A 23,211-nucleotide genomic window follows, 5' to 3' on the forward strand; every position below is an offset into this window, starting at 1 on the left:
CCATCGTTCCAATCAGACTGGGCTTGCTGACTCTATGCGAATGCGCCTTATGTTACTGGGCGGCGGAAATGCCCTTGGGCAGGCGCTGATTCGCCTCGGTGCGGAGGAAGACATCGGTTTCCTCGCCCCCCGCCCACCACAAGACGGCTGGGACGCCGCGAGCTTGACGCAACTGCTCGACGATACCCGTCCGGATGCGTTGATCAATCTCGCCTACTATTTCGACTGGTTCCAGGCGGAAACCGTCAGCGAGCAGCGTCTGGCTGGGCAGGAGCGCGCCATCGAGCGTCTGGCCGAGCTGTGCCAGCATCACAACATCGTGCTGCTGCAACCGTCGAGTTATCGCGTGTTCGATGGCTCCCGGGCGACCGCCTACAGCGAAAAAGACGAACCGGTGCCGCTGGGCCTGCGTGGTCAGGCCCTGTGGCGCATCGAGCAAAGTGTGCGCGCCACTTGTCCACAGCACGTGTTGTTGCGTTTCGGCTGGTTGCTCGATGACAGCCCCGACGGCACTCTCGGGCGATTCCTGGCTCGGGCCGAGAAAGCGCAAGAGCTGCTGTTGGCGGATGATCGTCGCGGTAATCCGACGCCGGTGGACGACGCTGCCCGAGTGATCATTTCGGTGCTCAAGCAACTCGATTGCGCAGCGCCGCTGTGGGGCACTTACCACTACGCCGGGCATGAGGCGACGACGCCGCTGGCATTGGGGCAGGCAATCCTTACCGAAGCACGCGCCCTGCACCCGCTGGCCATCGAATCGCCGACCGCCCAGGCTCACGCCGCACGGCCCGACGCTGCCGAAGAACCGCAACACGCGGTGCTGGCCTGCAAGAAAATTCTGCACACTTTCGGGATCAAACCCCGCGCCTGGCGCGCGGCACTCCCGGGCTTACTGGATAGGTTTTATCGCCATGGCTGACGGCCCTGTTTTAATCACCGGCGGCGCCGGTTTCATCGGTTCGCACCTGACCGACGCTTTGCTCGCCAAAGGGCATTCGGTGCGGATCCTCGATGACTTGTCCACCGGTAAGCGCAGTAACCTGCCGATGGACAATCCCCTGGTCGAACTGATCGAAGGCGACGTTGCCGATGCCGCGCTGGTAGCGCAGGCGATGGTCGGTTGCAGCGCTGTGGCGCATCTGGCCGCAGTGGCTTCGGTGCAGGCCTCGGTGGATGACCCGGTGAAAACTCACCAGAGCAACTTCATAGGCTCGCTGAACGTCTGCGAAGCCATGCGTCAGGCCGGTGTCAAACGCGTGTTGTACGCGTCCAGCGCAGCGGTCTATGGCAACAATGGCGAAGGTGAATCGATCGACGAAGACACGCCCAAGGCACCGTTGACGCCGTACGCGGCGGACAAGTTGGCGAGCGAGCATTACTTCGACTTCTATCGCCGCCAGCATGGTCTGGAACCGGTGATTTTCCGCTTCTTCAACATCTTCGGCCCGCGTCAGGATCCGTCCTCGCCGTACTCTGGCGTGATCAGCATTTTCAGCGAGCGCGCGCAGAAAGGCCTGCCGATTACCGTATTCGGCGATGGCGAGCAGACTCGGGATTTTGTCTACGTCGAGGACTTGGTGGACGTACTGGTGCAAGCCATCGAGAAACCGCAGGTCGAGGTCGGGGCGGTGAATGTCGGCTGGAATCAGGCGACGACTCTCAAGCAGATGCTTGAAGCCCTTGAAGCAGTGGTCGGCACGCTGCCGCCCGTTAGCTATGGCCCGGCGCGTTCCGGTGACATCCGCCATTCACGAGCGAATAACCGGCGTTTGCTGGAGCGGTTCACCTACCCGGAGCAGACGCCGATGAGCGTTGGCCTGGCGCGGTTGTTGGGGCTCTGAGGTTTTACACAGCCGTGAAAAAGGCGCCTTGAAGGCGCCTTTTTTGTGTGTCGAATATGACCGGTGCAGTTCCTTGTGGTGAGGGGGCTTGCCCCCGTTGGGTTGCGAAGCAGCCCCACTGCATTTCGCCTGACGTCCTCATCGGATGGATGGCGCCTGCTGCGCAGGCGAACGGGGGCAAGCCTCCTCGCCACGGTTCTTTAGAACTTGTAACCCAGACCGACCATGTAGATGAACGGATCGACGTCCACGTTCACCCGTGCGCGGGTGCCCGGGGCCACGGCATTGTTCTCGACGGTCGCACGGGTGTCGATGTCGATGTAGCGCACTTGGGCGTTGATCATCACCTTGTCGGTGAGCATGTAGTCGGCACCGACTTCCCAGGCCAGGCCCCAGGAGTTTTCCGCCTTGAAGTTGCTGAAGCCGTTGGCGCGAGCTTCGCTGCTGAGGCTTTCGTCGTAGATCCAGGTGTAGTTGATACCGCCGCCAACATACGGCTGGAACGCGGACTTGGCGTCCAGCGGGTAGTAGACCAGGCTCAGGGTCGGCGGCAGGTGTTTCAGGGTGCCGAGTTTGCCGTTGGCGGCGCCGAGCGCGGTGCCTTTGAGCTTCACGTCATGTTCGAACGGCGAAGCCGCCAGCAGTTCGATCGCCAGGTTGTTGGTGATCATGTAGGCGAAGTTCAGGCCCAGTTGCGTGTCGCTGCTCATGGTGGCCTTGCCACCCAGGTCGGCGCCCTTCAGCGGGCCTTGATCGACCTTGACGCTGGAGCTGTCGGCTGTCGGATTGACGGTGATCGCACCGGCCCGAACGATGAAGTCGCCGGAGGTATGGGCATGGGCGAGCGGGGCTGCGAGCGCGAGGGCAAGCAGCGAAGCGCTGAGCAGGGGCTTGTGCATGAGGGCTCCAAAGGACGTTAAAAATGGTTGATGTCCAATGGTAGGGATCCAACTGATACGGTCTTTTGACTCAGCTCAATGAAACAGTGATGGGCTGATTTTTGCGGAGTTTTTGAGGGCCTCATCGCGGGCAAGCCCGCTCCCACAAAGGCAATGCAAAGCCTGTGGGAGCGGGCTTGCCCGCGATGGCAATCTTGTAGGCGACAGATAACTGCCGGATTCACTCCGGCAGTTCATACACATAAATCTTCTGCGCCTCCATCTGATACCCGGCATCTGCCAGTTCGCTGGTGGACGCCTTGACCTGCAACGCACCTTCGACCCAGTACGGCTGATACAGCTCATCGAGCTTCACGCCGACTTCGCTTTTGACATGCACGATCTGGTTCGACGGCGGCGGTGGTACGTGGATGCAGGCGCCGAAATACGGCACCAGCAGAAACTCCGTGGTGCGGCCTTCTTCACTGACTTCCAGCGGCACGATGTACCCCGGCAAGCGAATGTTCTGGCCATCGAGACTTTTCACCACTGGCGCGTTCGGCATGTCTTGTTTGGCGGCCGGGGCCGACTCTGCGGACAATGCATCACTCATCTTCGACAGGTCGTGCAGCGGCGTCATGTTCGGCACTTCCGGCGGGGCATCCGGCGGGATCATTTCCGACCAGGTCAGGTCTTTCGGCTCGGCCGCCCACAGCGGCAGGGCGACCAGCATCAACAGCGCAAGCAGGGCGCGGGGCATGTGCAACGTCCTCATAGTCGGATCGACAGGCCATCGGCCAAGGATTGGCGATAAGCGCGCCAGGCTGGCACGCTGCCCATCAGCAGCGCGGCGATCAGGATGCCACCGAGCAGCGTCCATTCATATTCGCTCGGCCAGGCCAGTGGCAGGTACAAACCGTAATTCGACTGCACGTAACCCTGGGCCACGGCGATGCCCACATACAGCAGCGCCACGCCGGCAATCACTCCCGACAGCGCCAGGGCAAATGCTTCCAGCACCAGTAAAGTTGCAATATGCCATGGCCGCGCGCCCACCGAACGCAGAATCGCCATTTCGCGGCGCCGCTCGTTGAGGCTGGTGAGAATCGCTGTGAGCATGCCGATCAACCCGGTCAGCACCACGAACAGCGAGACGACGAACAAGGCTTTTTCTGCCGTGCTCATCAAACTCCACAACTCTTGCAACGCCACGCCCGGCAGGGTCGCCAGCATCGGTTCGCCACGGAATTCGTTGATTTCACGTTGCAGCGCGAAGGTCGAAATCTTGTTGTTGAGGCCGAGCATGAACGCGGTGATCGCTTGCGGCGTCAGGTCCATGTTGCGCGCCTGATCGGCACTGACCCGACCGTTACCCCGCGCCGGAACACCGTTGTGCCAGTCGATGTGGATCGCTTCCATACCGCCGAGGCTGATGTGCAGCGTGCGGTCCACCGGGGTGCCGGTGCGCTTGAGGATACCGACCACAGTGAACGGCTTGTCGTCGTGCTTGACCAGGCTGATCGCCGCCACGCCATGGGCCAGCACCAGTTTGTCACCGAGTTTGTAGTGCAGCGCATCGGCCACTTCGGCGCCGAGCACCACTTCGAAGGGATCGCTGGCGAAGGCGCGGCCATCGGCCAGTTCCAGATGTTGTTGATGGCCGTACTGGTAATGCTCGAAGTACGCCTCAGTGGTGCCCATCACCCGATAACCGCGATGGGAATCGCCGAGGGACATCGGGATCGCCCACTTCACTTTCGGGTTGTTGGCGAACTGCTCGAAGCTGTCCCAACGGATGTTGTTGGTGGCGTTGCCGATGCGGAATACCGAATACAGCAGCAGGTTCACCGAGCCGGAACGCGCGCCGACGATCAGGTCGGTGCCGCTGATGGTGCTGGCGAAACTGGCCTTGGCCTCGGTACGCACCCGCTCCACCGCCAGCAGCAGGCAGACCGACAGGGCGATGGCGAACGCAGTGAGGATCGCGGTGAAGCGACGGTTAGCCAGGCTGGCCATGGCTAGACGAAACAAATACATCTCAAACCTCGGACGGGGTGGCGGCGCGATTGAGATCGGCCAGCGACAGGTGGCGATCGAACAGCGGCGCGAGGCTCTGATCGTGACTGACGAACAACAGGCTCGAGCCGGCTTCGCGGCATTCGGCGAACAGCAGGCGAATGAAGTTTTCGCGAGCGTCGTAGTCCAGCGCTGAGGTCGGTTCGTCGGCGATCACCAGCTCCGGCTGACCAATCAACGCACGCGCGGCAGCGACCCGTTGCTGCTGGCCGATGGACAGCGAATCGGCGCGACGGCCCAGAATGTTTTCGTCTTTCAGGCCCAGATGGGCGAGCAGGGTGACGGCGGCCTGATCGACACTGCCGTGGCGCTGTTTTGCCCGTTCGGCGCGCAGTTTCGAGAAGTGGCAGGGCAGTTCGACGTTCTCCCGCACCGACAGAAACGGCAGCAAGTTGAACTGCTGGAAGATGTAGCCGGTGTGGTCGACCCGGAAGTGGTCGCGGGCACCGGCAGAGAGTTCGGTCAACTCCTGGCCGAGCAGCCGGATGCTGCCGCGATCAGGCTTTTGCACACCGCCGAGCAGGCCGAGCAGGGTGGTCTTGCCGCTGCCGCTGGGGCCCTTGAGGAACAGGGTTTCACCAGGCTCCAGGCGAAACGCCGGGATGTCCAGCAGCGGCGGGTGACCGGGCCAGCTGAAGCCCAGGTCGGACAGTTCGATGAGTGCTTGGGTCATATGAAACCGGTCAAGGTGAGAGGTGGACTTTGTGGGAGCGAGCCTGCTCGCGATAAGGCCGTCACCTTCAACATAGATGTCGACTGTTCGACCGCAATCGCGAGCAGGCTCGCTCCCACAGGGCGCCTCGGTGAATTTAGAATTTCAGGGCGGCGGCCTTGGCCGTCACTTCAACCCCTTGCTGTCCGCTCGGGCTGATTAGTTGTACCTGAATTTTCTGGGTAGCCGGGAACGTGTTGAAGAAAGTCGCCAGGTCCAGGGTCTTCAGCGCGCCCGGGGCCGAGCAGCTGAATTGGTAACGGGCGTGGATTTCGCTGTGGTCATGGTGATGTTCGTGACCGTCCTTGGCTTCTTCATGATCATCGTCGGCATCCGGTTTGTCCCCGAACAGCGGGCTTTCCAGTTCTTGAGTCGCGACCACGCAACCGGCGGCTTTCGGCAGGTTGAACAGCGCCAGTGGTTTTTCCAGCTGGGCGCGGACCGCGGCGACTTTGGCCTTGTCGGCGTCGGTGGTGGCGGCGTGTTCGAAACCCACCAGGTTCATCGCCGGGCTTTCCAGTTCCAGCTCCAGGGTCTGACCGTCCAGCGCTGCGTTGAGGCGGCCGACGCCGTGTTCGTGGGCGCCGAGGCTGCCGTGCTCATGGTCGACAGCCGCGTGGGCGACAGCCAGCGGCAACAAGGCAAACGGCAAAGCGAGCAGCAGACGGCGCATGGCGGGTCTCCGAAAAGTAAAGTGAAGAGTTTGTTATGTAATCTTATAACGAAAGTACTGAGAGTTTGACCGTCTGCTTGGCGTTGCGCAAGACCCATGGGAGCATGCGAGTCAGGTATGTGCAGGAGCAGACTTATGTTGCGAATACGCGGAAGCATCGGCGACTGGCCGGTGGATTTGACCCTGGAACTGGATGAGGGCGATTGGGCGCAGCTCGGTGCGCAGTTGCAGGCTGTCAAACCCGAGGCGAGTGCAACACCGGTCAAACCGGTGAGTCAGGACGAGGCGCTGTGGCAGATCGCTAGAGATTTGCTGCGCAAGGCCGGGCAATTGAGCGGGCCGGATTTGCTGGAGCAACTGGAAGGGCTGACCGGCAGCGCAGCGACGGGCAAGCGCTTGTTGGTGCGCTTGCGCCACTGCGCAGACGTCAAAGTGGTGAGCGGCGGGGATACGCCGCTCTACAGCTGGATCGAGTAAGTCGCAAAAAATCTCAATAGAGCGCGGCAAACAGCTTGCGACGGTACGTGGTCACCAACGGGTGATCATTGCCCAGCAGTTCGAACACTTGCAGCAAAGTCTTGTGCGGCAAGCCTTCGTTGTAGCTGCGATTACGCATGAACAGTTTCAGCAAGGCTTCCAGCGCTGCATCGTATTGCTGACGGGCCAGTTGCTGGATCGCCAGTTGGTAGACCGCCTCATCGTCCTGCGGGTTTTTCGCCAGACGAGCTTTCAGGTCTGCCGCATCCGGCAAGTCCCTGGCCTGACCGAGAAACTGGATCTGCGCCTTGGCGCCGGCCAACGCGGCCTTGTGTTCATCGGTCTTGACCGCGTCGAGTACGGTTTGCGCTTCACTCAGTTCGCCACGCTCGGTAAGGCAGCGGGCGTAGAGGATTAGGGCCTTGGCATTTGTGTTGTCTTCAGTCAGCAAGACTTTGAGCGTGGCTTCGGCGTCGGCGAAACGGCCGTCATCGAACAGCGCTTGAGCCTGTTCGAACGGATCGGCGGCGGCTGGAGGCGGCATTTGCACATGAGGTTCGAGCATCGTGCGCACTGCGGATTCCGGTTGGGCACCGGCAAAACCGTCCACCGGCTGACCATCCTTGAACAGCACCACGGTCGGCAGGCTGCGAATGCCGAAACGCGCAACAATGTCCTGCTCGATGTCGCAGTTGACCTTGGCCAGCAGAAATTCGCCCTGATAGCTCTCGGCGATGGTTTGCAGCATCGGCATCAAGGCCTTGCACGGCGCACACCATTCGGCCCAGAAATCCACCAGTACCGGTTTGTGAAAAGAGTTCTCGATCACCGACTGGTCGAAATCGGCAGTCGTGGCGTCGAAAATGTACGGCGTTTCCTGACTCATGGGGGATCTCGTAAAAGCGTGGATGAGGCCACTATAAGGCTTGGTGGGGGGCGGCTGAAAGCGGGGGTGATCCAACTCTTGCCCGCGAAGCTTTTTGCTAACCGCGCCGCGCGTGGTAAAGGCTCACATGCCGAAACTCTTCGGGTTCGGCCAGGTCCGGCAAGGTCATCGCTTCCAGCATCTCGATGCGCCGATACAGCGGATGGCGAAAATCCCGCACCCGCGAATCCGCCACCAACGCTTCCCGGCCACGGTTGAGAAACTCGTCGAGTAACGGCAGATTTTCCCGGTCGTACAACACGTCGGCCACCAGAATCAGATCAAATCGATCCGCTTCGGCGAAAAAATCCGTCGAGTAGCGCAGTTGCACATCATTGAGTTCGGCATTCGCCCGACACGCGGCAATCGCCAGCGGGTCCAGGTCACAGGCGACCACTTCCAGCGCCCCGGCCTTCACTGCCGCAATCGCGGCCACCCCGGAACCGGCACCGAAATCCAGCACCCGTTTGCCTTCGACCCAGTGCGGGTGTTCGGCGAGATAGCGGGCCACGGCCAGCCCACTGGCCCAACAGAAACTCCAGTACGGCGGCTCGTGGAGAATCCGCCGGGTTTCTTCGGGGCTGAAGGCGCGGTCCATGTTGTCGCCGTCGATCAGCCAGAGTTTCAGCTCGGTACCCGGCAATTCACAGGCTACAAGCTGTGCGTCACCGAGCAGTTCACCCAACGCCTGTTGCAGGTCGAGCGGTGCAATCATGGTGTTTTGACGAATTGCAGCTGACCCAGGGCCTGGGTCGTCGGCTGTGTGATGATTTGCGCCGGCAGATGCAGAATCAACTGCCCGGACTGGCTGGCGCGGCCGCGCAGTTCAACGCGAGCACCGACCGGGAAGGATTCGGGGTTGAAACGCAGGCGAAATGGCAACACCTGATTGGTACCGATCAGGTTGGCACTGGCGAGCAATTGTTGCGGGCGATCCTTGTCGTCGATCACCAGCAGTGCCAGTTCGACTTCGGCATCGGCCGGCACGCCCAGCAGGGTGCCGCTGATTTCACGTTGGTAAGCCGGCAGCGGCCCGAGCTCGGCGGACGACTTGGCTTTCTTCTGTGCCTGTTGCGGCGCCGGGCCGGGCGTCGGTGGCTGGGGCTTGGGTGCATCGCTGCCACAGGCCACCAGCAGGCTGAAAAGACTGAGCAAAACGAGCGGTCGTAACGACATTGGCGGCTCCGGCAAGGTGAAAACATTATAGCTCGTCTGTATACCGCAAACCCTATGGCTTGTCTTGCCACGGGGATGCGCTACCATGGCCCTCCCATTTTTTGTTGCCTGCCACCATGCACTGTCCCTTCTGCGGTGCCAACGACACCAAGGTCATCGACTCGCGTCTGGTCGCCGAGGGCGAACAGGTGCGCCGCCGGCGTGAATGCCTGGCCTGCGGCGAACGTTTCACGACGTTCGAAACCGCTGAACTGGTGTTGCCGCGCCTGATCAAAACCGACGGCAGTCGCCAGCCGTTCGACGAAGAAAAACTGCGCGCCGGCATGCAGCGGGCGCTGGAGAAGCGCCCGGTGAGTGTCGAGCGCCTGGAATCGTCGCTGGTGCACATCAAACACAAGCTGCGCGCCACCGGCGAACGCGAGGTCAAATCCCTCGTGGTCGGCGAACTGGTGATGGCCGAGCTGAAAAAGCTTGATGAAGTCGCCTATATCCGCTTCGCTTCGGTGTACCGACGCTTCCAGGACCTCAACGAGTTCCGCGAAGAGATCGATCGCCTCGCCCGTGAGCCGGTGAAAGAATGACCACGCCCCCGGAACAAGCCATCCTCGATGCCCATTACATGGCCCGCGCCCTGGAACTGGCGCGCAAAGGTCACTACACAACGCACCCCAACCCGCGGGTCGGCTGTGTGGTGGTGCGCGACGGGCAGATTGTCGGCGAAGGCTGGCACGTGCGCGCCGGCGAGCCCCATGCCGAAGTCCACGCCTTGCGTGCCGCCGGCGACAAGGCGCGAGGCGCCACGGCTTACGTGACCCTGGAACCGTGCAGCCACCACGGCCGTACGCCGCCCTGCGCCGATGCGCTGGTCAATGCCGGTGTGGCGCGTGTCGTTGCGGCGATGCAGGACCCGAACCCGGAAGTCGCCGGTCGCGGCCTGAAACGTCTGGCCCAGGCCGGCATCGCCACCGAAAGCGGTGTGCTGGAAGGCGAGGCGCGCAAGCTCAATGAAGGCTTCCTCAAGCGCATGGAACATGGCTTGCCGTTCGTGCGGGTCAAGTTGGCCATGAGCCTCGACGGTCGCACGGCGATGGAAAGCGGCGAGAGCCAGTGGATCACCGGCACAGCGGCACGTTCGGCAGTCCAGCGGCTGCGTGCGCAGGCCAGCGTGGTGCTGACCGGCGCCGACACGGTACTGGCAGACAATGCCCGTTTGACCGTGCGTGCCGATGAATTGGGCCTCGATCCCGAACAAACCGCCTTGGTCATGAGCCGTCCGCCATTGCGCGTGCTGATCGATGGTCGCCTGCGGGTGCCGCTGGACGCGCCGTTTTTCAAGGCTGGCCCGGCGTTGGTCGCGACGTGCATGGCGATTGAAGAGCAATACGCCAACGGTCCGGAATGCCTGATTGTGGCTGGCGACGATGGTCAGGTCGACTTGCGCAAGTTGCTGGTTGAACTGGCTGCCCGTGATGTCAACGAGGTACTGGTCGAGGCCGGTCCGCGCCTGGCCGGGGCGTTTGCTCAGCAAGGGTTGGTGGACGAGTTCCAGATCTTCATTGCCGGCAAGTTTCTCGGCTCCACGGCGCGACCGTTGCTGGACTGGCCGCTGGCGCAGATGAAAGATGCGCCCGAGCTCAAAATTACCGAAATCCGCGCGGTTGGCGATGACTGGCGAGTCATTGCCATACCTGCCCCAACGGTCAGCGTATAATTCCCGGCTGCAGCCCAGAAGGCCCTGTTCTCGAGGAGGACTCCATGTTTACCGGCATCATCGAATCCATCGGCAGTATTCGTGCATTGACCCCAAAAGGCGGAGATGTGCGGGTTTACGTAGAAACCGGCAAGCTCGACCTGAGCGACGTCAAACTGGGCGACAGCATTGCCGTCAACGGCGTGTGCCTGACCGCGGTTGAACTGCCGGGCAATGGCTTTGCGGCGGACGTCAGTCGCGAAACCCTCGACTGCACCGCCATGAATGACCTCAAAAGCGGCAGTCCGGTCAACCTGGAAAAAGCCCTGACCCCGACCACCCGTCTCGGCGGGCACCTGGTCAGCGGTCACGTCGACGGTGTCGGCGAAGTGGTATCGCGCAGCGACAATGCCCGTGCTGTGGAATTTCGCATTCGCGCGCCGAAAGAGCTGGCCAAGTACATCGCCCATAAAGGCTCGATCACCGTCGACGGCACCAGCCTGACCGTGAACGCGGTCGATGGCGCCGAATTCATGCTGACGATCATTCCGCACACTCTGAGCGAAACTATCATGGCTTCATATAAGCCGGGCCGCCGGGTGAACCTGGAAGTTGACTTGCTGGCGCGTTATCTGGAGCGCCTGTTGTTGGGTGACAAGGCCGCAGAGCCTGCATCCGGTGGCACGATCACTGAAAGCTTTCTGGCCGCCAACGGCTACCTCAAATCCTGACTGAAGGGGGTGCCTTGTGGCGCTCAATAGCATCGAAGAACTGGTTGAAGACATCCGCCAAGGCAAGATGGTCATCCTCATGGATGACGAAGACCGCGAGAACGAAGGCGACCTGATCATGGCCGCCGAGTGCTGCAAGGCTGAACACATCAACTTCATGGCCAAGCACGCCCGTGGCCTGATCTGCATGCCGATGAGCCGCGAGCGCTGCGAACTGCTCAAGCTGCCGTTGATGGCGCCACGCAACGGTTCCGGTTTCGGCACCAAGTTCACCGTGTCCATCGAAGCCGCCGAAGGCGTGACCACCGGTATCTCCGCGGCCGACCGCGCGCGCACCGTGCAAGCGGCGGCGGCCAAAGACGCCAAGGCTGAAGACATCGTCAGCCCCGGTCACATCTTCCCGCTGATGGCCCAGGCCGGCGGCACCCTGGCCCGCGCCGGCCACACTGAAGCGGCCTGCGACCTGGCGCGCATGGCCGGTTTCGAGCCGAGTGGTGTGATCTGCGAAGTGATGAACGACGACGGCACCATGTCCCGTCGCACCGAACTCGAAGCGTTTGCCGCCGAGCACAACATCAAGATCGGCACTATTGCCGACCTGATTCACTACCGGATGATCCACGAACGTACCGTTCAGCGGATTGCCGAGCAGCCGCTGGACAGCGAACTGGGCCAGTTCAACCTGGTGACCTATCGTGATTCGGTGGAAGGCGACGTGCACATGGCGTTGACCCTGGGCACCGTGTGCGCCGAGGAACCGACCCTGGTTCGGGTGCACAACATGGACCCGCTGCGTGACCTGCTGATGGTCAAACAACCGGGCCGCTGGAGCCTGCGCGCCGCCATGGCCGCGGTTGCCGAGGCTGGCAGCGGCGTGGTGCTGTTGCTCGGCCACCCGCTCGATGGCGACGTGTTGCTGGCGCACATCCGCGAAACCGCCGACCACCTGGCGGTGAAAAAACCGACCACCTACAGCACTGTGGGTGCCGGTTCGCAGATCCTTCGGGACCTGGGCGTGCGTAAAATGCGCCTGATGTCTGCGCCGATGAAATTTAATGCGATATCCGGTTTCGATCTGGAAGTTGTAGAATACGTGCCCTCCGAATAATGACCGGCAGTTTGCGGGCCTGAGTTCGCGGCAAACACATCACTGAGGGACGCGTAGAAAACGCGTCCCGGCTCTTTAAGAGATCTAACGAATGACCCTGAAGACCATCGAAGGTACCTTCATCGCCCCTAAAGGCCGCTACGCTCTGGTAGTGGGCCGTTTCAACAGCTTCGTGGTTGAAAGCCTGGTCAGCGGTGCAGTTGATGCCCTGGTTCGCCATGGCGTGAGCGAAAGCGACATCACCATCATCCGTGCGCCTGGCGCCTTCGAAATCCCGCTGGTTGCGCAGAAAGTCGCTCAGAAGGGCGAGTTCGCGGCAATCATCGCCCTGGGCGCGGTCATTCGTGGCGGTACTCCGCACTTCGAATACGTGGCTGGCGAATGCACCAAGGGCCTGGCCCAGGTGTCCATGGAGTTCGGCGTGCCGGTCGCTTTCGGCGTACTGACCGTTGATTCCATCGAACAAGCCATCGAACGTTCCGGCACCAAGGCCGGTAACAAAGGTGCTGAAGCTGCCCTGTCCGCTCTGGAAATGGTCAGCCTGCTGGCGCAGTTGGAGGCCAAGTGATTAGCGACGATAGCGATCGTTTCAACCCGCGCGATCCAAAGCCTGCGGATGCCGGCAAGCCATCGAAAAGCGCCAAGCGTCGTGAAGCCCGTCAGCTCGCGACCCAGGCGCTGTACCAATGGCACATGGCCAAGCAGTCGCTGAACGAGATCGAAGCGCAGTTCCGGGTCGATAACGATTTTTCCGATGTCGATGGCGCGTACTTCCGCGAAATCCTGCACGGGGTTCCGCAGTTCAAGACCGAGATCGACACCGCGCTCAAGCCTTGCCTGGACTTGACCATCGAAGAGCTGGACCCGGTTGAACTGGCCGTTCTGCGCCTGTCCACCTGGGAACTGCTCAAGCGCGTCGACGTGCCGTACCGCGTTGTGATCAACGAAGGTATCGAACTGGCCAAGGTCTTCGGTTCCACCGACGGCCACAAGTTCGTTAACGGTGTGCTCGACAAGCTGGCTCCGCGTCTGCGTGAAGCTGAAGTGAAGGCGTTCAAGCGCTGATTGGCGCTTGCAATCGCTATGGGTGAGTTTGAGCTGATCCGTAACTTCTTCGCCGCCGCGCCTTGTGCGCAGGGCGGCGAAGGTGTTGCCCTCGGGATCGGCGACGACTGCGCCTTGCTGGCTGTTCCTCCCGGGGAGCAGTTGGCGATTTCCACCGATACGCTGGTGGCCGGTGTGCATTTCGCCGACCCCTGCGATCCGTTTCTGCTCGGCCAGCGCGCGCTGGCCGTGGCCGTCAGTGACCTGGCCGCCATGGGCGCCATCCCCGTTGCCTTTACCCTTGCCCTGACTTTGCCAACCGGGACTTCCGATTGGCTGGAAGCTTTCGCCCGTGGTTTGAACCTCATGGCGCAGAATTGCCGTGTGGCACTGGTGGGCGGCGATACCACTCGCGGGCCGTTGAGCCTGACCATGACGGTATTCGGTCGGGTGCCGACCGGTCTGGCGTTGACCCGCAGCGGCGCACGGGCAGGCGACTTATTATGCGTGGGGGGTGAGCTGGGTAACGGTGCGGGCGCATTACCGCTGGTGCTCGGTCAGCGGACTGCCGAAGCGGCCATCGCCGATCCATTGCTGGCCCATTACTGGTCGCCGCAACCGCAACTGGCGTTGGGCCAGGCGTTGCGTGGCAAGGCCACCGCCGCGCTGGACATCTCCGACGGCCTGCTCGCCGACTGCGGGCATATTGCCTTGGCGTCGAAAGTCGGGATTCGGGTAGAGCGCAGCAGGCTGCCGTTGTCGAAGGCGTTGCTGGCTTTCCTCGGTCAATCCGGCGCTGAGCAAGCTGCCCTGAGCGGTGGTGACGATTACGTGCTGGCCTTCACCTTGCCACCCGCCGAGTTGCCATCGTTGCTGGCGGACGGTTGGCCGATCCATGTGCTCGGGCAGGTTGTTGCAGGGCAGGGCGTGATTCTGCTGGACGCCGACGGACACGACATCACCCCGTCAATCCGGGGTTATCAACATTTTCGGGAGACACCGTGACAGATCATCCCAAGCAGGTTCCGGCGGAGTTCGTACCGCCGTCGGTCTGGCGCAATCCGTGGCATTTCCTGGCGTTCGGCTTCGGCTCGGGCACCCTGCCAAAAGCGCCGGGCACCTGGGGTTCGTTGGTGGCGTTACCCTTTATTCCGTTGTGGCAGATGCTGCCCGACTGGGGCTACTGGCTGATGCTCGGCATCACCATGCTGTTCGGTTTCTGGCTGTGCGGCAAGGTTGCCGACGATTTGCGCGTGCATGATCACGAAGGCATCGTCTGGGACGAAATGGTCGGGATGTGGATCACCCTGTGGCTGGTGCCGCAAGGTTGGTATTGGTTGTTGGCTGGGTTCCTGATGTTCCGCTTCTTCGACATCCTCAAGCCGTGGCCGATTCGCTGGATCGACCGGCATGTGCACGGTGGCGTCGGGATCATGCTTGATGATGTACTGGCCGGGGTGTTTGCGTGGTTGGCGATGCAAGGGCTGGTTTGGCTTTTCGCCTGAAGGCTGCAGTCGAGGACGAAAAATGGCTCGCTGGTTGATGGTGATGGTTTTTGCGACGTTTTGCGCACTTGCCCGGGCGGGTGAAGCGCCGACGACGCCGTCCGTGATTCACCTGGCCAGCGAAGCCTGGGAAGACTTTACCGCCGCCGATGGCCAGGGTTTGGGCTGGGACGTGTTGCGCGAAGTATTCGAGCCGGCGGGCGTCAAACTGGATATTCGAATCGAACCGTATACCCGCGCCACGGGCCTGGCACAGCGTGGCGAAGTGGACGCCTGCGTCGGTGCCTATCGGGATGAAGTCAGTGACCTGCTCTATCCGCACTGGAGTTTCGATACCGATCCGATCTATGCGCTGGGCTTGTCCACCAATCCGGCGCCGACCGCGGAAAACCTGGGCAATTATCGATTGGCCTGGGTACGCGGTTACAAGTATCAGGCTTACTTGCCTAACGTTCAGCGCTATAACGAAGTCGCGCGGCGTGACGGGATTCTGTCGATGCTGATCCACAACCGCGTCGACTATTACATCGACGCGCAAGACGAGGTCAACTCCATCGTCAGCCGAGCCAAGGACCCGTCGCAGTTCCGTCGCACGCACATCGCGGATTTGCCGCTGTACCTGTGCTTCGCCGATACCCCTCGGGCCCGTCAGTTGATGGCATTGTTCGATCAGCGTATGGACGTACTGGTAAAAAACGGCCGGTTGAAACCGATTTTCAAACGCTGGAAGCAGCCTTATCCGTTTAAGGCGCCCTGAACGCACGATCCATTGTGGGAGGGCGAGAGGGCTCGATATCAAACTTTTTGATCGTTATGGCCGATAATTCAGCCTAAGCGTCTGCAGGAACGTGCTGTTACAATGCCGCCTCTGCGAATCTTCAGTACTTATAGATCAGGAGCACACCGGTGCCTGTCGTTTTTGTCGCCGCTTCCAAGCTGCCAACGCCTTTTGCGCAATTCACCATGCACGGTTTTCTCGATGAAGAAAACGGGCGCGAGCACGTGGTGCTGAGCCTGGGTGAGATCGCCGACGGTGCTCCGGTACTCGGCCGGTTGCACTCCGAATGCCTGACCGGCGATGCCTTGTTCAGCCAGCGTTGCGACTGCGGTTCGCAGCTCGAGGCGGCGTTGCAGGCGATCGCCCGTGAAGGCCGTGGCGTGTTGCTCTACCTGCGCCAGGAAGGTCGCGGCATTGGCCTGCTGAACAAGATCCGCGCCTATGAATTGCAGGACGGCGGTGCCGACACCGTTGAAGCCAACGAACGTCTGGGCTTCGCCGCCGACCAGCGCGATTACGCCATGTGCCTGCCGATGCTGGAGCATCTGGGCGTGAAGTCCCTGCGTCTGATGACCAACAACCCACGCAAGGTCAAAGCCTTGACCGACATGGGCATTGTGGTTGCCGAGCGCGTGCCGTTGCACACCGGGCACAACCCGCACAACAAACTCTACCTGGCCACCAAGGCCAGCAAGCTCGACCACATGATGGGCAACGAGCACCAGGGCGAGGCTGACCGGGCGTGACCCGCGGTCAGGTACGGCGGCGACTGGCCGTCAACTGGTGGCAATACCTGGCGTTGGCCTTGGTGCCGCTGTTTGTGATCAACGGCGTATTCGGTCAAAGCGAGGCGATTCTACCGGCGCTGGCCATGCCGTTATTCATTGCCGGTGTGGCGTCGATGTTTGTCAGCCTGAAGTTCTTCGGCGGCTACAAACATGCGCTGATCGCGACCCAGAAAGCCCTCGACACCCCTGAAGAGCCTGCCGCCTGGATCGCCCTGGCCGTGAAACGCCGCACCGCGTTTCTGGTCGCCGGCCTGCCCGCCTGGATCGGCGCACTGGCAGTCTTCGTTGGTCTGGAAGCCGTGCCGCTGATGTTGCTGGCGTTGTCGACGGCGGTGCTGTTCTACCTCTACCGTATCCCGCGTCAACTCGGCTGATGCGCAGCGCCTGGCTGGCAGTCCTGTTGCTGGCCATCAGTGGTCCGGCGGCTGCGGCCGAGCGGGTTGTCAGTCTGGCACCGTCGCTATCTGAAATCGTCATTGAGCTGGGTTCTGCCGACCTGCTGGTCGGTGTGCTGGATGCCGGTGAGCGTCCTGCCGAGCTCAAAGACATTCCATCGGTGGGCCGCTACGGTCAGTTGGACATCGAACGGTTGCTCAGCCTCAAGCCCGATTTACTGCTGCTCTGGCCGGGCAGTGTGGGGGCGGCTCAGCGTGAACAGCTCAAACGGCTGAACATTCCCACCTATGTCGCCGAACCGCATAACCTCGAACAACTCACTGCGCAGGTTGAGGTGATCGCCACGCAACTCGGTCGACCGGAGCGAGGCGTTGCATTGGCCGAAAACCTGCGTCAGCGACTCGACTCCCTGCGCCAGCGCTATCGAAGGGACGAGCCGCTGCGGGTGTTTTATCAAGTCTGGGATCGGCCGCTGTACACCGTGGGCGGTGGGCAGATCATCAGTGATGCGCTGCAGGTGTGCGGGGCGCGCAATGTGTTTGCCGACTTGCCACAGCCAGCGCCGCAGATCAGTGTGGAGGCGGTGTTGCAGAGCAATCCCGAGGCTGGCCAGCGACCAGGCACAGCTCGAGGCGTGGAAGGCCTGACCCCAGGTGACGGCGGTGGCGCAGGGGCAATTGCTGCTGGTAGCGGATAAAGGCTTGGAGCGGCCGAGTGGGCAGATGATCGAAGCGACGGCCAAGCTCTGTCAATTGATTGCCCCCGACCTCTGAGATCGAGGCGCGGCCATCGCGAGCAGGCTCGCTCCCATACTGAACCACGTTCAGACATAGATCCAATGTGGGAGCGAGCCTGCTCGCGATGACGGAGTGTCAGTCAATGAATAAGTCGACTGTCATTCCGCTATCGCGGGCAAGCCCGCTCCCACAGGGTATTGCATATGTCTGATGTTTAGATGTTCAGCAATTGCAGGCGCTGACGCACCGCCTCTTCGATCCCTGCTTCATCCAGCCCGCATTCGGCGAGCATTTGTGCGGGTTTGGCGTGCTCCACATAAGCGTCCGGCAAGCCCAGGTGCAGCACCGACTTGAGGATGTTTTCGCGGGCGAGGAACTCACTGACCGCGCCACCGGCGCCGCCCATGATCGCGTTCTCTTCGACGGTCACCAGCAATTGGTGACTGCCGGCGATTTCGCGAACCAGTGCTTCGTCGAGGGGTTTGACGAAACGCATGTCGACGACCGTTGCATCCAGCTTCTCGGCGACTTTCAGTGCCTCGGCCAGTTGCACGCCGAACACCAGCAGGGCGACTTTGCTGCCCTGACGGCGAACCACGCCCTTGCCGATTTCAATCGGTTCGAGGTCTTTCGCGATCGGCGCATTCGGGCCGGTGCCGCGCGGGTAACGCACTGCCGCCGGGCCGTTGTACAGATGGCCGGTGCTGAGCATTTTGCGCAGTTCGTTTTCGTCGCTCGGGGTCATCACCAGCATGCCGGGGATGCAACGCAGGAACGACAGGTCAAAGCTGCCTGCGTGCGTCGGGCCGTCTTCGCCCACCAGACCTGCGCGGTCGATAGCGAACAGTACGTCGAGGTTTTGCACCGCAACGTCATGAATCAGTTGGTCGTAACCGCGTTGCAGGAAGGTCGAATAGATCGCCACTACCGGTTTGGCGCCTTCACAGGCCATGCCGGCTGCCAGAGTCACGGCGTGTTGCTCGGCAATCGCCACGTCGAAATAGCGCGTCGGGAAGCGTTCACTGAAGGCCACCAGGTCGGAGCCTTCCTTCATCGCCGGGGTGATCCCGACCAGGCGCGGATCGACCGCCGCCATGTCGCACAGCCACTCACCGAACACACCGGAATACTTCGGCCCGCTGGCTTTTTTCGGCGCGGCGGCCGGAGCGTCCAGCGGTTCGAGTTTGGTGATGGCGTGGTAACCGATCGGGTCGACTTCCGCCGGGGCGAAGCCTTTGCCTTTTTTGGTGACCACGTGCAGGAATTGCGGGCCTTTCAGATCGCGCATGTTGCGCAGGGTGGCGATCAGGGTCGGCAGGTCGTGGCCATCGATCGGGCCGATGTAGTTCCAGCCCAGCTCTTCGAACAGCGTGCCAGGGACCAGCATGCCTTTGGCGTATTCTTCGGTGCGACGGGCGATTTCCCAGGCGCCGGGCAGGCGCGACAGGACCTTTTTGCTGCCTTCGCGCATGCTCGCGTAAGTGCGGCTGGAAAGGATTTTCGCCAGATAGTTCGACAACCCGCCGACGTTGCGCGAGATCGACATGTCGTTGTCGTTGAGGATCACCAGCATGTTGGCGTCGACTTCCGGCGCGTGGTTCAGCGCCTCGAAGGCCATGCCGGCGGTCAGTGCGCCGTCGCCGATCACGGCGATCGCCTTGCGATCACTGTGTTGCAGGCGGGCGGCAATGGCCATGCCCAGCGCTGCGCTGATCGAGGTGCTGGAGTGGCCGACGCCAAAGGTGTCGTACTCGCTCTCGGAGCGGCGCGGGAAGGCCGCGATGCCGTCCTTCTGGCGCAGGGTGCTCATGCGCGCGCGACGGCCGGTGAGGATTTTGTGCGGATAAGCCTGATGACCCACGTCCCACACCAGCCGGTCGTCCGGGGTGTCGAAAACGTAGTGCAACGCGATGGTCAGCTCGATCACGCCCAGGCCGGCACCGAAATGCCCACCGGTCTGGCCGACCGTGTAGAGCAATTCCAGGCGCAACTCATCAGCCAGGGTTTCCAGCTCGGCTTCGCCTAACCGGCGCAGGCCGTCCGGCGTGTTGGCACGGTCGAGCAGGGGCGTGGTCGGGCGCTTGCGGGGAATCTCATGAAACGTCGTGGGCATCAGGCGAATCGTTATAGGTATAAAAGATGCGGCAGTTTACCTGATGCATCGCCCCCTGCCCACGCGTTGGTCTTTTTTGGCGGATACGCCGTCAGTTGCGGCGGTCAACGATGTAGCGGGCCAGATCGCGCAAGGGCTCGGCTGCCGCGTCAAACGGTCGCAGCGCGTGCAGGGCCTGGTCGCGCAGTTCCAGGGCGTAAGCCTTGGCCGCATCGAGACCGAGCAGCGCCGGGTAGGTCGGTTTGTCCCGGGCGATGTCGGCGCCTTGGCGTTTGCCCAGGGTGGCGGTGTCACTTTCGACGTCGAGAATGTCGTCCTGGACCTGAAAGGCCAGACCGATGGCCTGTGCATAACTTTGCAGCGACTTCAGTTCGTCTTTCTCGGCACGGCCACTGGCCAGGGCACCGAGTTTGACGCTGACTTCGATCAACGCGCCGGTCTTGTGCCGATGCATGTATTCAAGGGCATTTTGATCGAGCTTCAGACCCACCGAGCCCAGATCGATGGCTTGCCCGCCGACCATGCCCGCCGGGCCTGCCGCCAACGCCAAGGCGCTGACCATCTGCAGCCGGGTTTCGGCGTCTAACGAGCTCAGGCGCGGGTCGAGCAGGGCGCTGAAGGCCAGGCTCTGCAAACCGTCGCCGGCGAGAATCGCACAGGCTTCGTCGAATTTCTTGTGAGTGGTTGGCTGGCCGCGACGCAGATCGTCATCGTCCATGGCTGGCAAATCGTCATGCACCAGCGAATAGGCATGGATCAGCTCAACCGCACAGGCTGCGCCGTTGGCTTGCTCGGCCTTGCCGCCCAGCGCTTCACACGCGGCGTAGGCCAGCAGCGGACGCACGCGCTTGCCGCCGTTCATCACGCTGTAGCGCATGGCTTCATAGAGGCGGGCGAGCTCGGAGCTCGGCGGGTTGAACAGGGTTTCCAGTGCTGCATTGACGCGGGCCTGGCTGGCCGCCGAATACGCTGCAATCATTCTGGCTGATCCGCGTCGAAGGGTTCCTCGGCCAACTCGCCGTCACGCTCGAGCAGCACTTGAACCTTCTGTTCGGCCTGGGCCAGCGCCGCCTGGCAATCGCGGGTCAGCCCGATGCCCTGCTCGAAAGCGGTCAGCGAGTCTTCCAGCGACAATTCACCGTTCTCCAGACGCTCCACCAGCGTTTGCAGGTCAGCGAGGGATTGTTCGAAATCCAGTGCAGCTTTTTTGCGGGCCATGGCGGCTATTTCCGGTTGACGTTAAACCGGCGCGACACTAGCAGACATGGGGGGTATGGGCAAATGAGCGGGCCTGAAAACCCGTGCCGCAGCGTCGAAAAAACCGGACTCAGAATGCCTCTGCCTCAGGGGGAAGGATCTGGTACCGAGTACTGCGCCCGCCACCGGGCAGGCGTTTCAGGAAGCCCTTCTCCAGCAGTTCAGTCAGATGACGGGTCGCGGTGGCTTTGGAAACCTTTGCCTCTGCCTGGTATTGAGCGGCGCTGATTCCCTCCTCGAAACCGCGTTCTCCGCCATCGAGTAAACGATTCAACACTTTGATCTGTTCAGCTGACAGCTCGGACTCCCGATGTGCCTGCCAGAAGCGCGCTTTGGCCAGCACCGATTCGATCCGGTTCATGGCTTGCTGCAAACTACGCAGGAGCGTTCGTAGAAACCACTCCAGCCAATCGGTGATATCCAGCGTGGCTTTCTGGCTGGTTTCCAGCACTCGGTAATAGCCTGAACGATCCTCCAGGATGCTCGCCGACATGGCATAGAAGCGGATAGCCTGAGCCTCACCCTGGGCCAGAGCCAAGTCGGTGATGGTTCGCGTGAGACGGCCATTGCCATCGTCGAAGGGGTGCAAAGTGACGAACCAGAAGTGCGCGATACCGGCCCGCAACAATGGATCGAGCCCATCTTGGCTTTGGCTGGCTTCAAACCATCTGAGGAATGTGTCCAGTTGCTGCTCAAGGCCTTGGCGAGGCGACGCTTCAAAGTGAACGGTCGGCCTGTCGAGTCGGCCCGAAACCACTTGCATGGGCTCATCGCCGCGTAACGCGCCAACGTGGATTGGCCGGGCGGCGAAGTCGGTGTCTTGATCAGGAAATAGCCACTCATGCCAATACAGCAGTCGCTCCAGCGTCAGTGGTTCAGCAAAATGCTGCGTGGCGTCGAGCATTAATTGCGCAAGCCCCTCGCTGCGTTGGCTTACCTTATCGCCGTCAGCCAGATTAAAACCTAGCCGTCGCGCCAGTGAAGAGCGCACGGAGCCGACATTAAGTTGTTCACCCTCGATAGCCGAAGACGTCACGATATTCTGCAACAACGCATCCAGTTCGTTCTGCGCGCTTAGTGAGCTACCCACGGAACTGGCCATGCCCATCAACTGACCTTGTGCCTGCACACACTCGCGCAATAACGGTGTCAGGCGCTCGGTGTGCCAGTTGAAATTTGGCCAATCAGACCGTTGCCAGATCCAGTGAGGTGCCATGAACTCGGGTGCTCCAAGGTGAATGAGCCGAATAATAGTCTTATTCGGCTCACTTTATGAGCCGAATAAGATCGTTATTCGGCTCACGCCCAACAATCACCGTGATTCTCACCGCAAATATAAATGTATCCGATTGTTAAAAAACTTCCGAATGGCTAATCTTCGCGCCTTCTACGACCCTATATTCAGGGTCATTCTGACGAAACGCAGTTTTTTCGATCTGTAACGCGCCGAGGATTGGGCGCAGGGTTTCGTTATGCATGGCAGGAGGCGTCACATGCGTTGGGTTCTTTCACTGCTGATCACGCTGGTTTGCGCTCAAGTTGCGCGGGCCGAGCCCTCGGCCGAGTTGTCGGAACCGGTGGGCGGCTGGCGCTATCACGGCTTGCTGGACCGCAGTGAGAATCCTCGCGTCGCCTACCCCACGCCGCCCATCGACCGGGGTGTGCAGCGCAATCGCACGATGATCGAAGGCCAGCTCAAGGCCCTCGGCACGCTCCGCCCGCCCCACAGCCTGGCGGTGAACGGCAATCCCCTGAATCTGTACACCGATGACCAAGGGCGTTTTGCCCGGCCCTATGCGTTCGGCGCCGGCTCCAACAGCGTCGAAGTGCGCAGTTCCGAGGGCAAGTCGCTCAAGCGTGTTCAATTCTATGAAGCCAACGACCTGCGCACCCCGGCGCGAATTCGCGTGGTGCTGGGTTGGGACGATCCCAAGGCCGAACTCGACCTGCACATCATTACCCCCGACGGCCAGCACGCGTTCTGGGCTAGCCCGGCGCTGAGCAATGGCGGTGGGCTGGACCCGGACGGTGTCGATGGCCCCGGCCCGGAAATGTTCACCATGACTGCGCCGATGCACGGCACTTATCTGGTTTACGTGAACTATTGGGGCAACTACGGCAGCGGTGGCTATAACTTCGATGAGAACAGCAACCAGAACGAGGTGATCACCTCGCAAATCAATCTGGTGCTCAACGAAAACACCGTCGACGAAAAACGCGAGACGTTCATCGTGCCCTTGCGGGCAATCGGCGACCTGCTGCTGGTCAAGACTTTCAACTATTAAACATCCCGCACTATGGATGAA

The 23,211-nt window shown here is 61.4% G+C and carries 27 protein-coding genes and 1 pseudogene; 16 read left to right on the plus strand and 12 right to left on the minus strand.

The window, feature by feature from the left end; genetic code table 11:
• Positions 1-34: 34 nt before the first annotated feature.
• Together J3D54_RS11755 and J3D54_RS11760 are read left to right on the plus strand one after the other, a co-directional pair.
• On the plus strand, positions 35-919 hold the full coding sequence (locus J3D54_RS11755) for a sugar nucleotide-binding protein (RefSeq protein ID WP_253418168.1): 885 nt from the start codon (positions 35-37) through the stop codon (positions 917-919).
• Entirely contained in the window at positions 912-1,841 is a 930-nt protein-coding gene (locus J3D54_RS11760; RefSeq protein ID WP_253418170.1) for an NAD-dependent epimerase/dehydratase family protein, read from the plus strand. The genes J3D54_RS11755 and J3D54_RS11760 overlap by 8 nt, the downstream gene beginning before the upstream one ends.
• A gap of 200 nt (positions 1,842-2,041) precedes the next feature.
• Here the strand turns inward: J3D54_RS11760 and J3D54_RS11765 are convergent, their stop codons facing one another.
• From J3D54_RS11765 to J3D54_RS11785, 5 genes are all read right to left on the minus strand, one after another.
• Positions 2,042-2,740, minus strand: a complete 699-nt coding sequence (locus tag J3D54_RS11765) for an OmpW family protein (RefSeq protein WP_253418172.1) — start codon at positions 2,738-2,740, stop codon at positions 2,042-2,044.
• A 220-nt stretch (positions 2,741-2,960) separates the two neighbouring features.
• The gene (locus tag J3D54_RS11770; protein ID WP_018925681.1) at positions 2,961-3,479 is read right to left on the minus strand and encodes a DUF3299 domain-containing protein; all 519 of its coding nucleotides are present in this window, start codon (positions 3,477-3,479) and stop codon (positions 2,961-2,963) included.
• An 11-nt stretch (positions 3,480-3,490) separates the two neighbouring features.
• On the minus strand, positions 3,491-4,756 hold the full coding sequence (locus J3D54_RS11775; RefSeq protein ID WP_253418174.1) for an ABC transporter permease: 1,266 nt from the start codon (positions 4,754-4,756) through the stop codon (positions 3,491-3,493).
• Between the two features lies 1 nt (position 4,757).
• Positions 4,758-5,468, minus strand: a complete 711-nt coding sequence (locus tag J3D54_RS11780) for an ABC transporter ATP-binding protein (protein WP_253418176.1) — start codon at positions 5,466-5,468, stop codon at positions 4,758-4,760.
• 136 nt (positions 5,469-5,604) lie between these two features.
• Positions 5,605-6,180, minus strand: a complete 576-nt coding sequence (locus J3D54_RS11785) for a DUF2796 domain-containing protein (RefSeq protein WP_253418178.1) — start codon at positions 6,178-6,180, stop codon at positions 5,605-5,607.
• A 135-nt stretch (positions 6,181-6,315) separates the two neighbouring features.
• Between J3D54_RS11785 and J3D54_RS11790 the strand changes: the two genes are divergently transcribed.
• Complete coding sequence (locus J3D54_RS11790; RefSeq protein ID WP_253418180.1) at positions 6,316-6,657, plus strand: hypothetical protein; 342 nt, start codon at positions 6,316-6,318, stop codon at positions 6,655-6,657.
• Positions 6,658-6,670: 13 nt separating this feature from the next.
• Here J3D54_RS11790 and trxA read toward each other — a convergent pair whose 3' ends face one another.
• From trxA to J3D54_RS11805, 3 genes are all read right to left on the minus strand, one after another.
• The gene (gene trxA / locus J3D54_RS11795; RefSeq protein ID WP_253418182.1) at positions 6,671-7,543 is read right to left on the minus strand and encodes a thioredoxin; all 873 of its coding nucleotides are present in this window, start codon (positions 7,541-7,543) and stop codon (positions 6,671-6,673) included.
• A gap of 97 nt (positions 7,544-7,640) precedes the next feature.
• Positions 7,641-8,297 (minus strand): methyltransferase, encoded by a 657-nt coding sequence (locus J3D54_RS11800; protein ID WP_253418184.1) that lies wholly within the window; start codon positions 8,295-8,297, stop codon positions 7,641-7,643.
• The gene (locus J3D54_RS11805) at positions 8,294-8,758 is read right to left on the minus strand and encodes a YbaY family lipoprotein (protein ID WP_253418186.1); all 465 of its coding nucleotides are present in this window, start codon (positions 8,756-8,758) and stop codon (positions 8,294-8,296) included. Before J3D54_RS11805 ends, J3D54_RS11800 begins: the two co-directional genes overlap by 4 nt.
• Positions 8,759-8,874: 116 nt before the next feature.
• Here J3D54_RS11805 and nrdR point away from each other — a divergent pair, with 116 nt between their 5' ends.
• From nrdR to J3D54_RS11865, 12 genes and pseudogenes are all read left to right on the plus strand, one after another.
• Positions 8,875-9,339, plus strand: a complete 465-nt coding sequence (gene nrdR / locus J3D54_RS11810) for a transcriptional regulator NrdR (RefSeq protein WP_007906838.1) — start codon at positions 8,875-8,877, stop codon at positions 9,337-9,339.
• Positions 9,336-10,469: a bifunctional diaminohydroxyphosphoribosylaminopyrimidine deaminase/5-amino-6-(5-phosphoribosylamino)uracil reductase RibD gene (gene ribD / locus J3D54_RS11815; RefSeq protein ID WP_253418189.1), complete on the plus strand. Its 1,134-nt coding sequence runs from the start codon at positions 9,336-9,338 to the stop codon at positions 10,467-10,469. The genes nrdR and ribD overlap by 4 nt, the downstream gene beginning before the upstream one ends.
• Before the next feature lie 44 nt (positions 10,470-10,513).
• On the plus strand, positions 10,514-11,179 hold the full coding sequence (locus J3D54_RS11820) for a riboflavin synthase (protein WP_253418191.1): 666 nt from the start codon (positions 10,514-10,516) through the stop codon (positions 11,177-11,179).
• Between the two features lie 16 nt (positions 11,180-11,195).
• A complete protein-coding gene (ribBA, locus tag J3D54_RS11825) occupies positions 11,196-12,287 on the plus strand; it encodes a bifunctional 3,4-dihydroxy-2-butanone-4-phosphate synthase/GTP cyclohydrolase II (RefSeq protein WP_253418193.1) in 1,092 nt (363 codons plus the stop codon).
• Between the two features lie 91 nt (positions 12,288-12,378).
• Positions 12,379-12,855: a 6,7-dimethyl-8-ribityllumazine synthase gene (ribE, locus tag J3D54_RS11830; RefSeq protein WP_003228649.1), complete on the plus strand. Its 477-nt coding sequence runs from the start codon at positions 12,379-12,381 to the stop codon at positions 12,853-12,855.
• Positions 12,852-13,352, plus strand: a complete 501-nt coding sequence (gene nusB / locus J3D54_RS11835; protein ID WP_007970164.1) for a transcription antitermination factor NusB — start codon at positions 12,852-12,854, stop codon at positions 13,350-13,352. The genes ribE and nusB overlap by 4 nt, the downstream gene beginning before the upstream one ends.
• An 18-nt stretch (positions 13,353-13,370) precedes the next feature.
• Positions 13,371-14,336: a thiamine-phosphate kinase gene (gene thiL, locus J3D54_RS11840; RefSeq protein ID WP_253418195.1), complete on the plus strand. Its 966-nt coding sequence runs from the start codon at positions 13,371-13,373 to the stop codon at positions 14,334-14,336.
• Positions 14,333-14,836 carry a phosphatidylglycerophosphatase A gene (locus tag J3D54_RS11845; protein ID WP_253418197.1) on the plus strand — a complete coding sequence of 168 codons (504 nt, stop codon included), beginning with the start codon at positions 14,333-14,335 and terminating at the stop codon, positions 14,834-14,836. Before thiL ends, J3D54_RS11845 begins: the two co-directional genes overlap by 4 nt.
• Before the next feature lie 22 nt (positions 14,837-14,858).
• A complete protein-coding gene (locus tag J3D54_RS11850; RefSeq protein ID WP_253418199.1) occupies positions 14,859-15,593 on the plus strand; it encodes an ABC transporter substrate-binding protein in 735 nt (244 codons plus the stop codon).
• Between the two features lie 149 nt (positions 15,594-15,742).
• Positions 15,743-16,360 (plus strand): GTP cyclohydrolase II, encoded by a 618-nt coding sequence (gene ribA, locus J3D54_RS11855; RefSeq protein WP_018925694.1) that lies wholly within the window; start codon positions 15,743-15,745, stop codon positions 16,358-16,360.
• The gene (locus J3D54_RS11860; RefSeq protein WP_253418200.1) at positions 16,357-16,776 is read left to right on the plus strand and encodes an MFS transporter; all 420 of its coding nucleotides are present in this window, start codon (positions 16,357-16,359) and stop codon (positions 16,774-16,776) included. Before ribA ends, J3D54_RS11860 begins: the two co-directional genes overlap by 4 nt.
• Positions 16,776-17,571, plus strand: a pseudogene (locus tag J3D54_RS11865) (cobalamin-binding protein). Before J3D54_RS11860 ends, J3D54_RS11865 begins: the two are co-directional and overlap by 1 nt.
• A 178-nt stretch (positions 17,572-17,749) precedes the next feature.
• Here J3D54_RS11865 and dxs read toward each other — a convergent pair.
• The 4 genes from dxs to J3D54_RS11885 all read right to left on the minus strand — a co-directional run bounded on the left by dxs (position 17,750) and on the right by J3D54_RS11885 (position 22,121).
• Complete coding sequence (gene dxs, locus J3D54_RS11870) at positions 17,750-19,648, minus strand: 1-deoxy-D-xylulose-5-phosphate synthase (RefSeq protein ID WP_253418203.1); 1,899 nt, start codon at positions 19,646-19,648, stop codon at positions 17,750-17,752.
• A 91-nt stretch (positions 19,649-19,739) separates the two neighbouring features.
• Entirely contained in the window at positions 19,740-20,627 is an 888-nt protein-coding gene (gene ispA / locus J3D54_RS11875) for a (2E,6E)-farnesyl diphosphate synthase (protein WP_253418206.1), read from the minus strand.
• A complete protein-coding gene (locus J3D54_RS11880; RefSeq protein ID WP_007894317.1) occupies positions 20,624-20,866 on the minus strand; it encodes an exodeoxyribonuclease VII small subunit in 243 nt (80 codons plus the stop codon). Before J3D54_RS11880 ends, ispA begins: the two co-directional genes overlap by 4 nt.
• Positions 20,867-20,975: 109 nt before the next feature.
• Positions 20,976-22,121 carry a Fic family protein gene (locus J3D54_RS11885; protein WP_253418209.1) on the minus strand — a complete coding sequence of 382 codons (1,146 nt, stop codon included), beginning with the start codon at positions 22,119-22,121 and terminating at the stop codon, positions 20,976-20,978.
• A 277-nt stretch (positions 22,122-22,398) separates the two neighbouring features.
• Here J3D54_RS11885 and J3D54_RS11890 point away from each other — a divergent pair, with 277 nt between their 5' ends.
• Positions 22,399-23,190, plus strand: a complete 792-nt coding sequence (locus J3D54_RS11890) for a YfaP family protein (protein WP_253418212.1) — start codon at positions 22,399-22,401, stop codon at positions 23,188-23,190.
• Positions 23,191-23,211: the final 21 nt, after the last annotated feature.

The sequence above is a fragment of the Pseudomonas sp. GGS8 genome (assembly GCF_024168645.1).
In the GTDB taxonomy this organism is placed as follows: Bacteria; Pseudomonadota; Gammaproteobacteria; order Pseudomonadales; family Pseudomonadaceae; genus Aquipseudomonas.

Excerpts from the sequence above, each read along its gene's own strand:
- J3D54_RS11755 (WP_253418168.1), top strand. The coding sequence starts at position 35 with ATGCGAATGCGCCTTATGTTACTGGGCGGCGGAAATGCCCTTGGGCAG.
- J3D54_RS11760 (WP_253418170.1), top strand. The coding sequence starts at position 912 with ATGGCTGACGGCCCTGTTTTAATCACCGGCGGCGCCGGTTTCATCGGT.
- J3D54_RS11765 (WP_253418172.1), bottom strand. The coding sequence starts at position 2,740 with ATGCACAAGCCCCTGCTCAGCGCTTCGCTGCTTGCCCTCGCGCTCGCA.
- J3D54_RS11770 (WP_018925681.1), bottom strand. The coding sequence starts at position 3,479 with ATGCCCCGCGCCCTGCTTGCGCTGTTGATGCTGGTCGCCCTGCCGCTG.
- J3D54_RS11775 (WP_253418174.1), bottom strand. The coding sequence starts at position 4,756 with ATGTATTTGTTTCGTCTAGCCATGGCCAGCCTGGCTAACCGTCGCTTC.
- J3D54_RS11780 (WP_253418176.1), bottom strand. The coding sequence starts at position 5,468 with ATGACCCAAGCACTCATCGAACTGTCCGACCTGGGCTTCAGCTGGCCC.
- J3D54_RS11785 (WP_253418178.1), bottom strand. The coding sequence starts at position 6,180 with ATGCGCCGTCTGCTGCTCGCTTTGCCGTTTGCCTTGTTGCCGCTGGCT.
- J3D54_RS11790 (WP_253418180.1), top strand. The coding sequence starts at position 6,316 with ATGTTGCGAATACGCGGAAGCATCGGCGACTGGCCGGTGGATTTGACC.
- trxA (WP_253418182.1), bottom strand. The coding sequence starts at position 7,543 with ATGAGTCAGGAAACGCCGTACATTTTCGACGCCACGACTGCCGATTTC.
- J3D54_RS11800 (WP_253418184.1), bottom strand. The coding sequence starts at position 8,297 with ATGATTGCACCGCTCGACCTGCAACAGGCGTTGGGTGAACTGCTCGGT.
- J3D54_RS11805 (WP_253418186.1), bottom strand. The coding sequence starts at position 8,758 with ATGTCGTTACGACCGCTCGTTTTGCTCAGTCTTTTCAGCCTGCTGGTG.
- nrdR (WP_007906838.1), top strand. The coding sequence starts at position 8,875 with ATGCACTGTCCCTTCTGCGGTGCCAACGACACCAAGGTCATCGACTCG.
- ribD (WP_253418189.1), top strand. The coding sequence starts at position 9,336 with ATGACCACGCCCCCGGAACAAGCCATCCTCGATGCCCATTACATGGCC.
- J3D54_RS11820 (WP_253418191.1), top strand. The coding sequence starts at position 10,514 with ATGTTTACCGGCATCATCGAATCCATCGGCAGTATTCGTGCATTGACC.
- ribE (WP_003228649.1), top strand. The coding sequence starts at position 12,379 with ATGACCCTGAAGACCATCGAAGGTACCTTCATCGCCCCTAAAGGCCGC.
- thiL (WP_253418195.1), top strand. The coding sequence starts at position 13,371 with ATGGGTGAGTTTGAGCTGATCCGTAACTTCTTCGCCGCCGCGCCTTGT.
- J3D54_RS11850 (WP_253418199.1), top strand. The coding sequence starts at position 14,859 with ATGGCTCGCTGGTTGATGGTGATGGTTTTTGCGACGTTTTGCGCACTT.
- dxs (WP_253418203.1), bottom strand. The coding sequence starts at position 19,648 with ATGCCCACGACGTTTCATGAGATTCCCCGCAAGCGCCCGACCACGCCC.
- ispA (WP_253418206.1), bottom strand. The coding sequence starts at position 20,627 with ATGATTGCAGCGTATTCGGCGGCCAGCCAGGCCCGCGTCAATGCAGCA.
- J3D54_RS11880 (WP_007894317.1), bottom strand. The coding sequence starts at position 20,866 with ATGGCCCGCAAAAAAGCTGCACTGGATTTCGAACAATCCCTCGCTGAC.
- J3D54_RS11885 (WP_253418209.1), bottom strand. The coding sequence starts at position 22,121 with ATGGCACCTCACTGGATCTGGCAACGGTCTGATTGGCCAAATTTCAAC.
- J3D54_RS11890 (WP_253418212.1), top strand. The coding sequence starts at position 22,399 with ATGCGTTGGGTTCTTTCACTGCTGATCACGCTGGTTTGCGCTCAAGTT.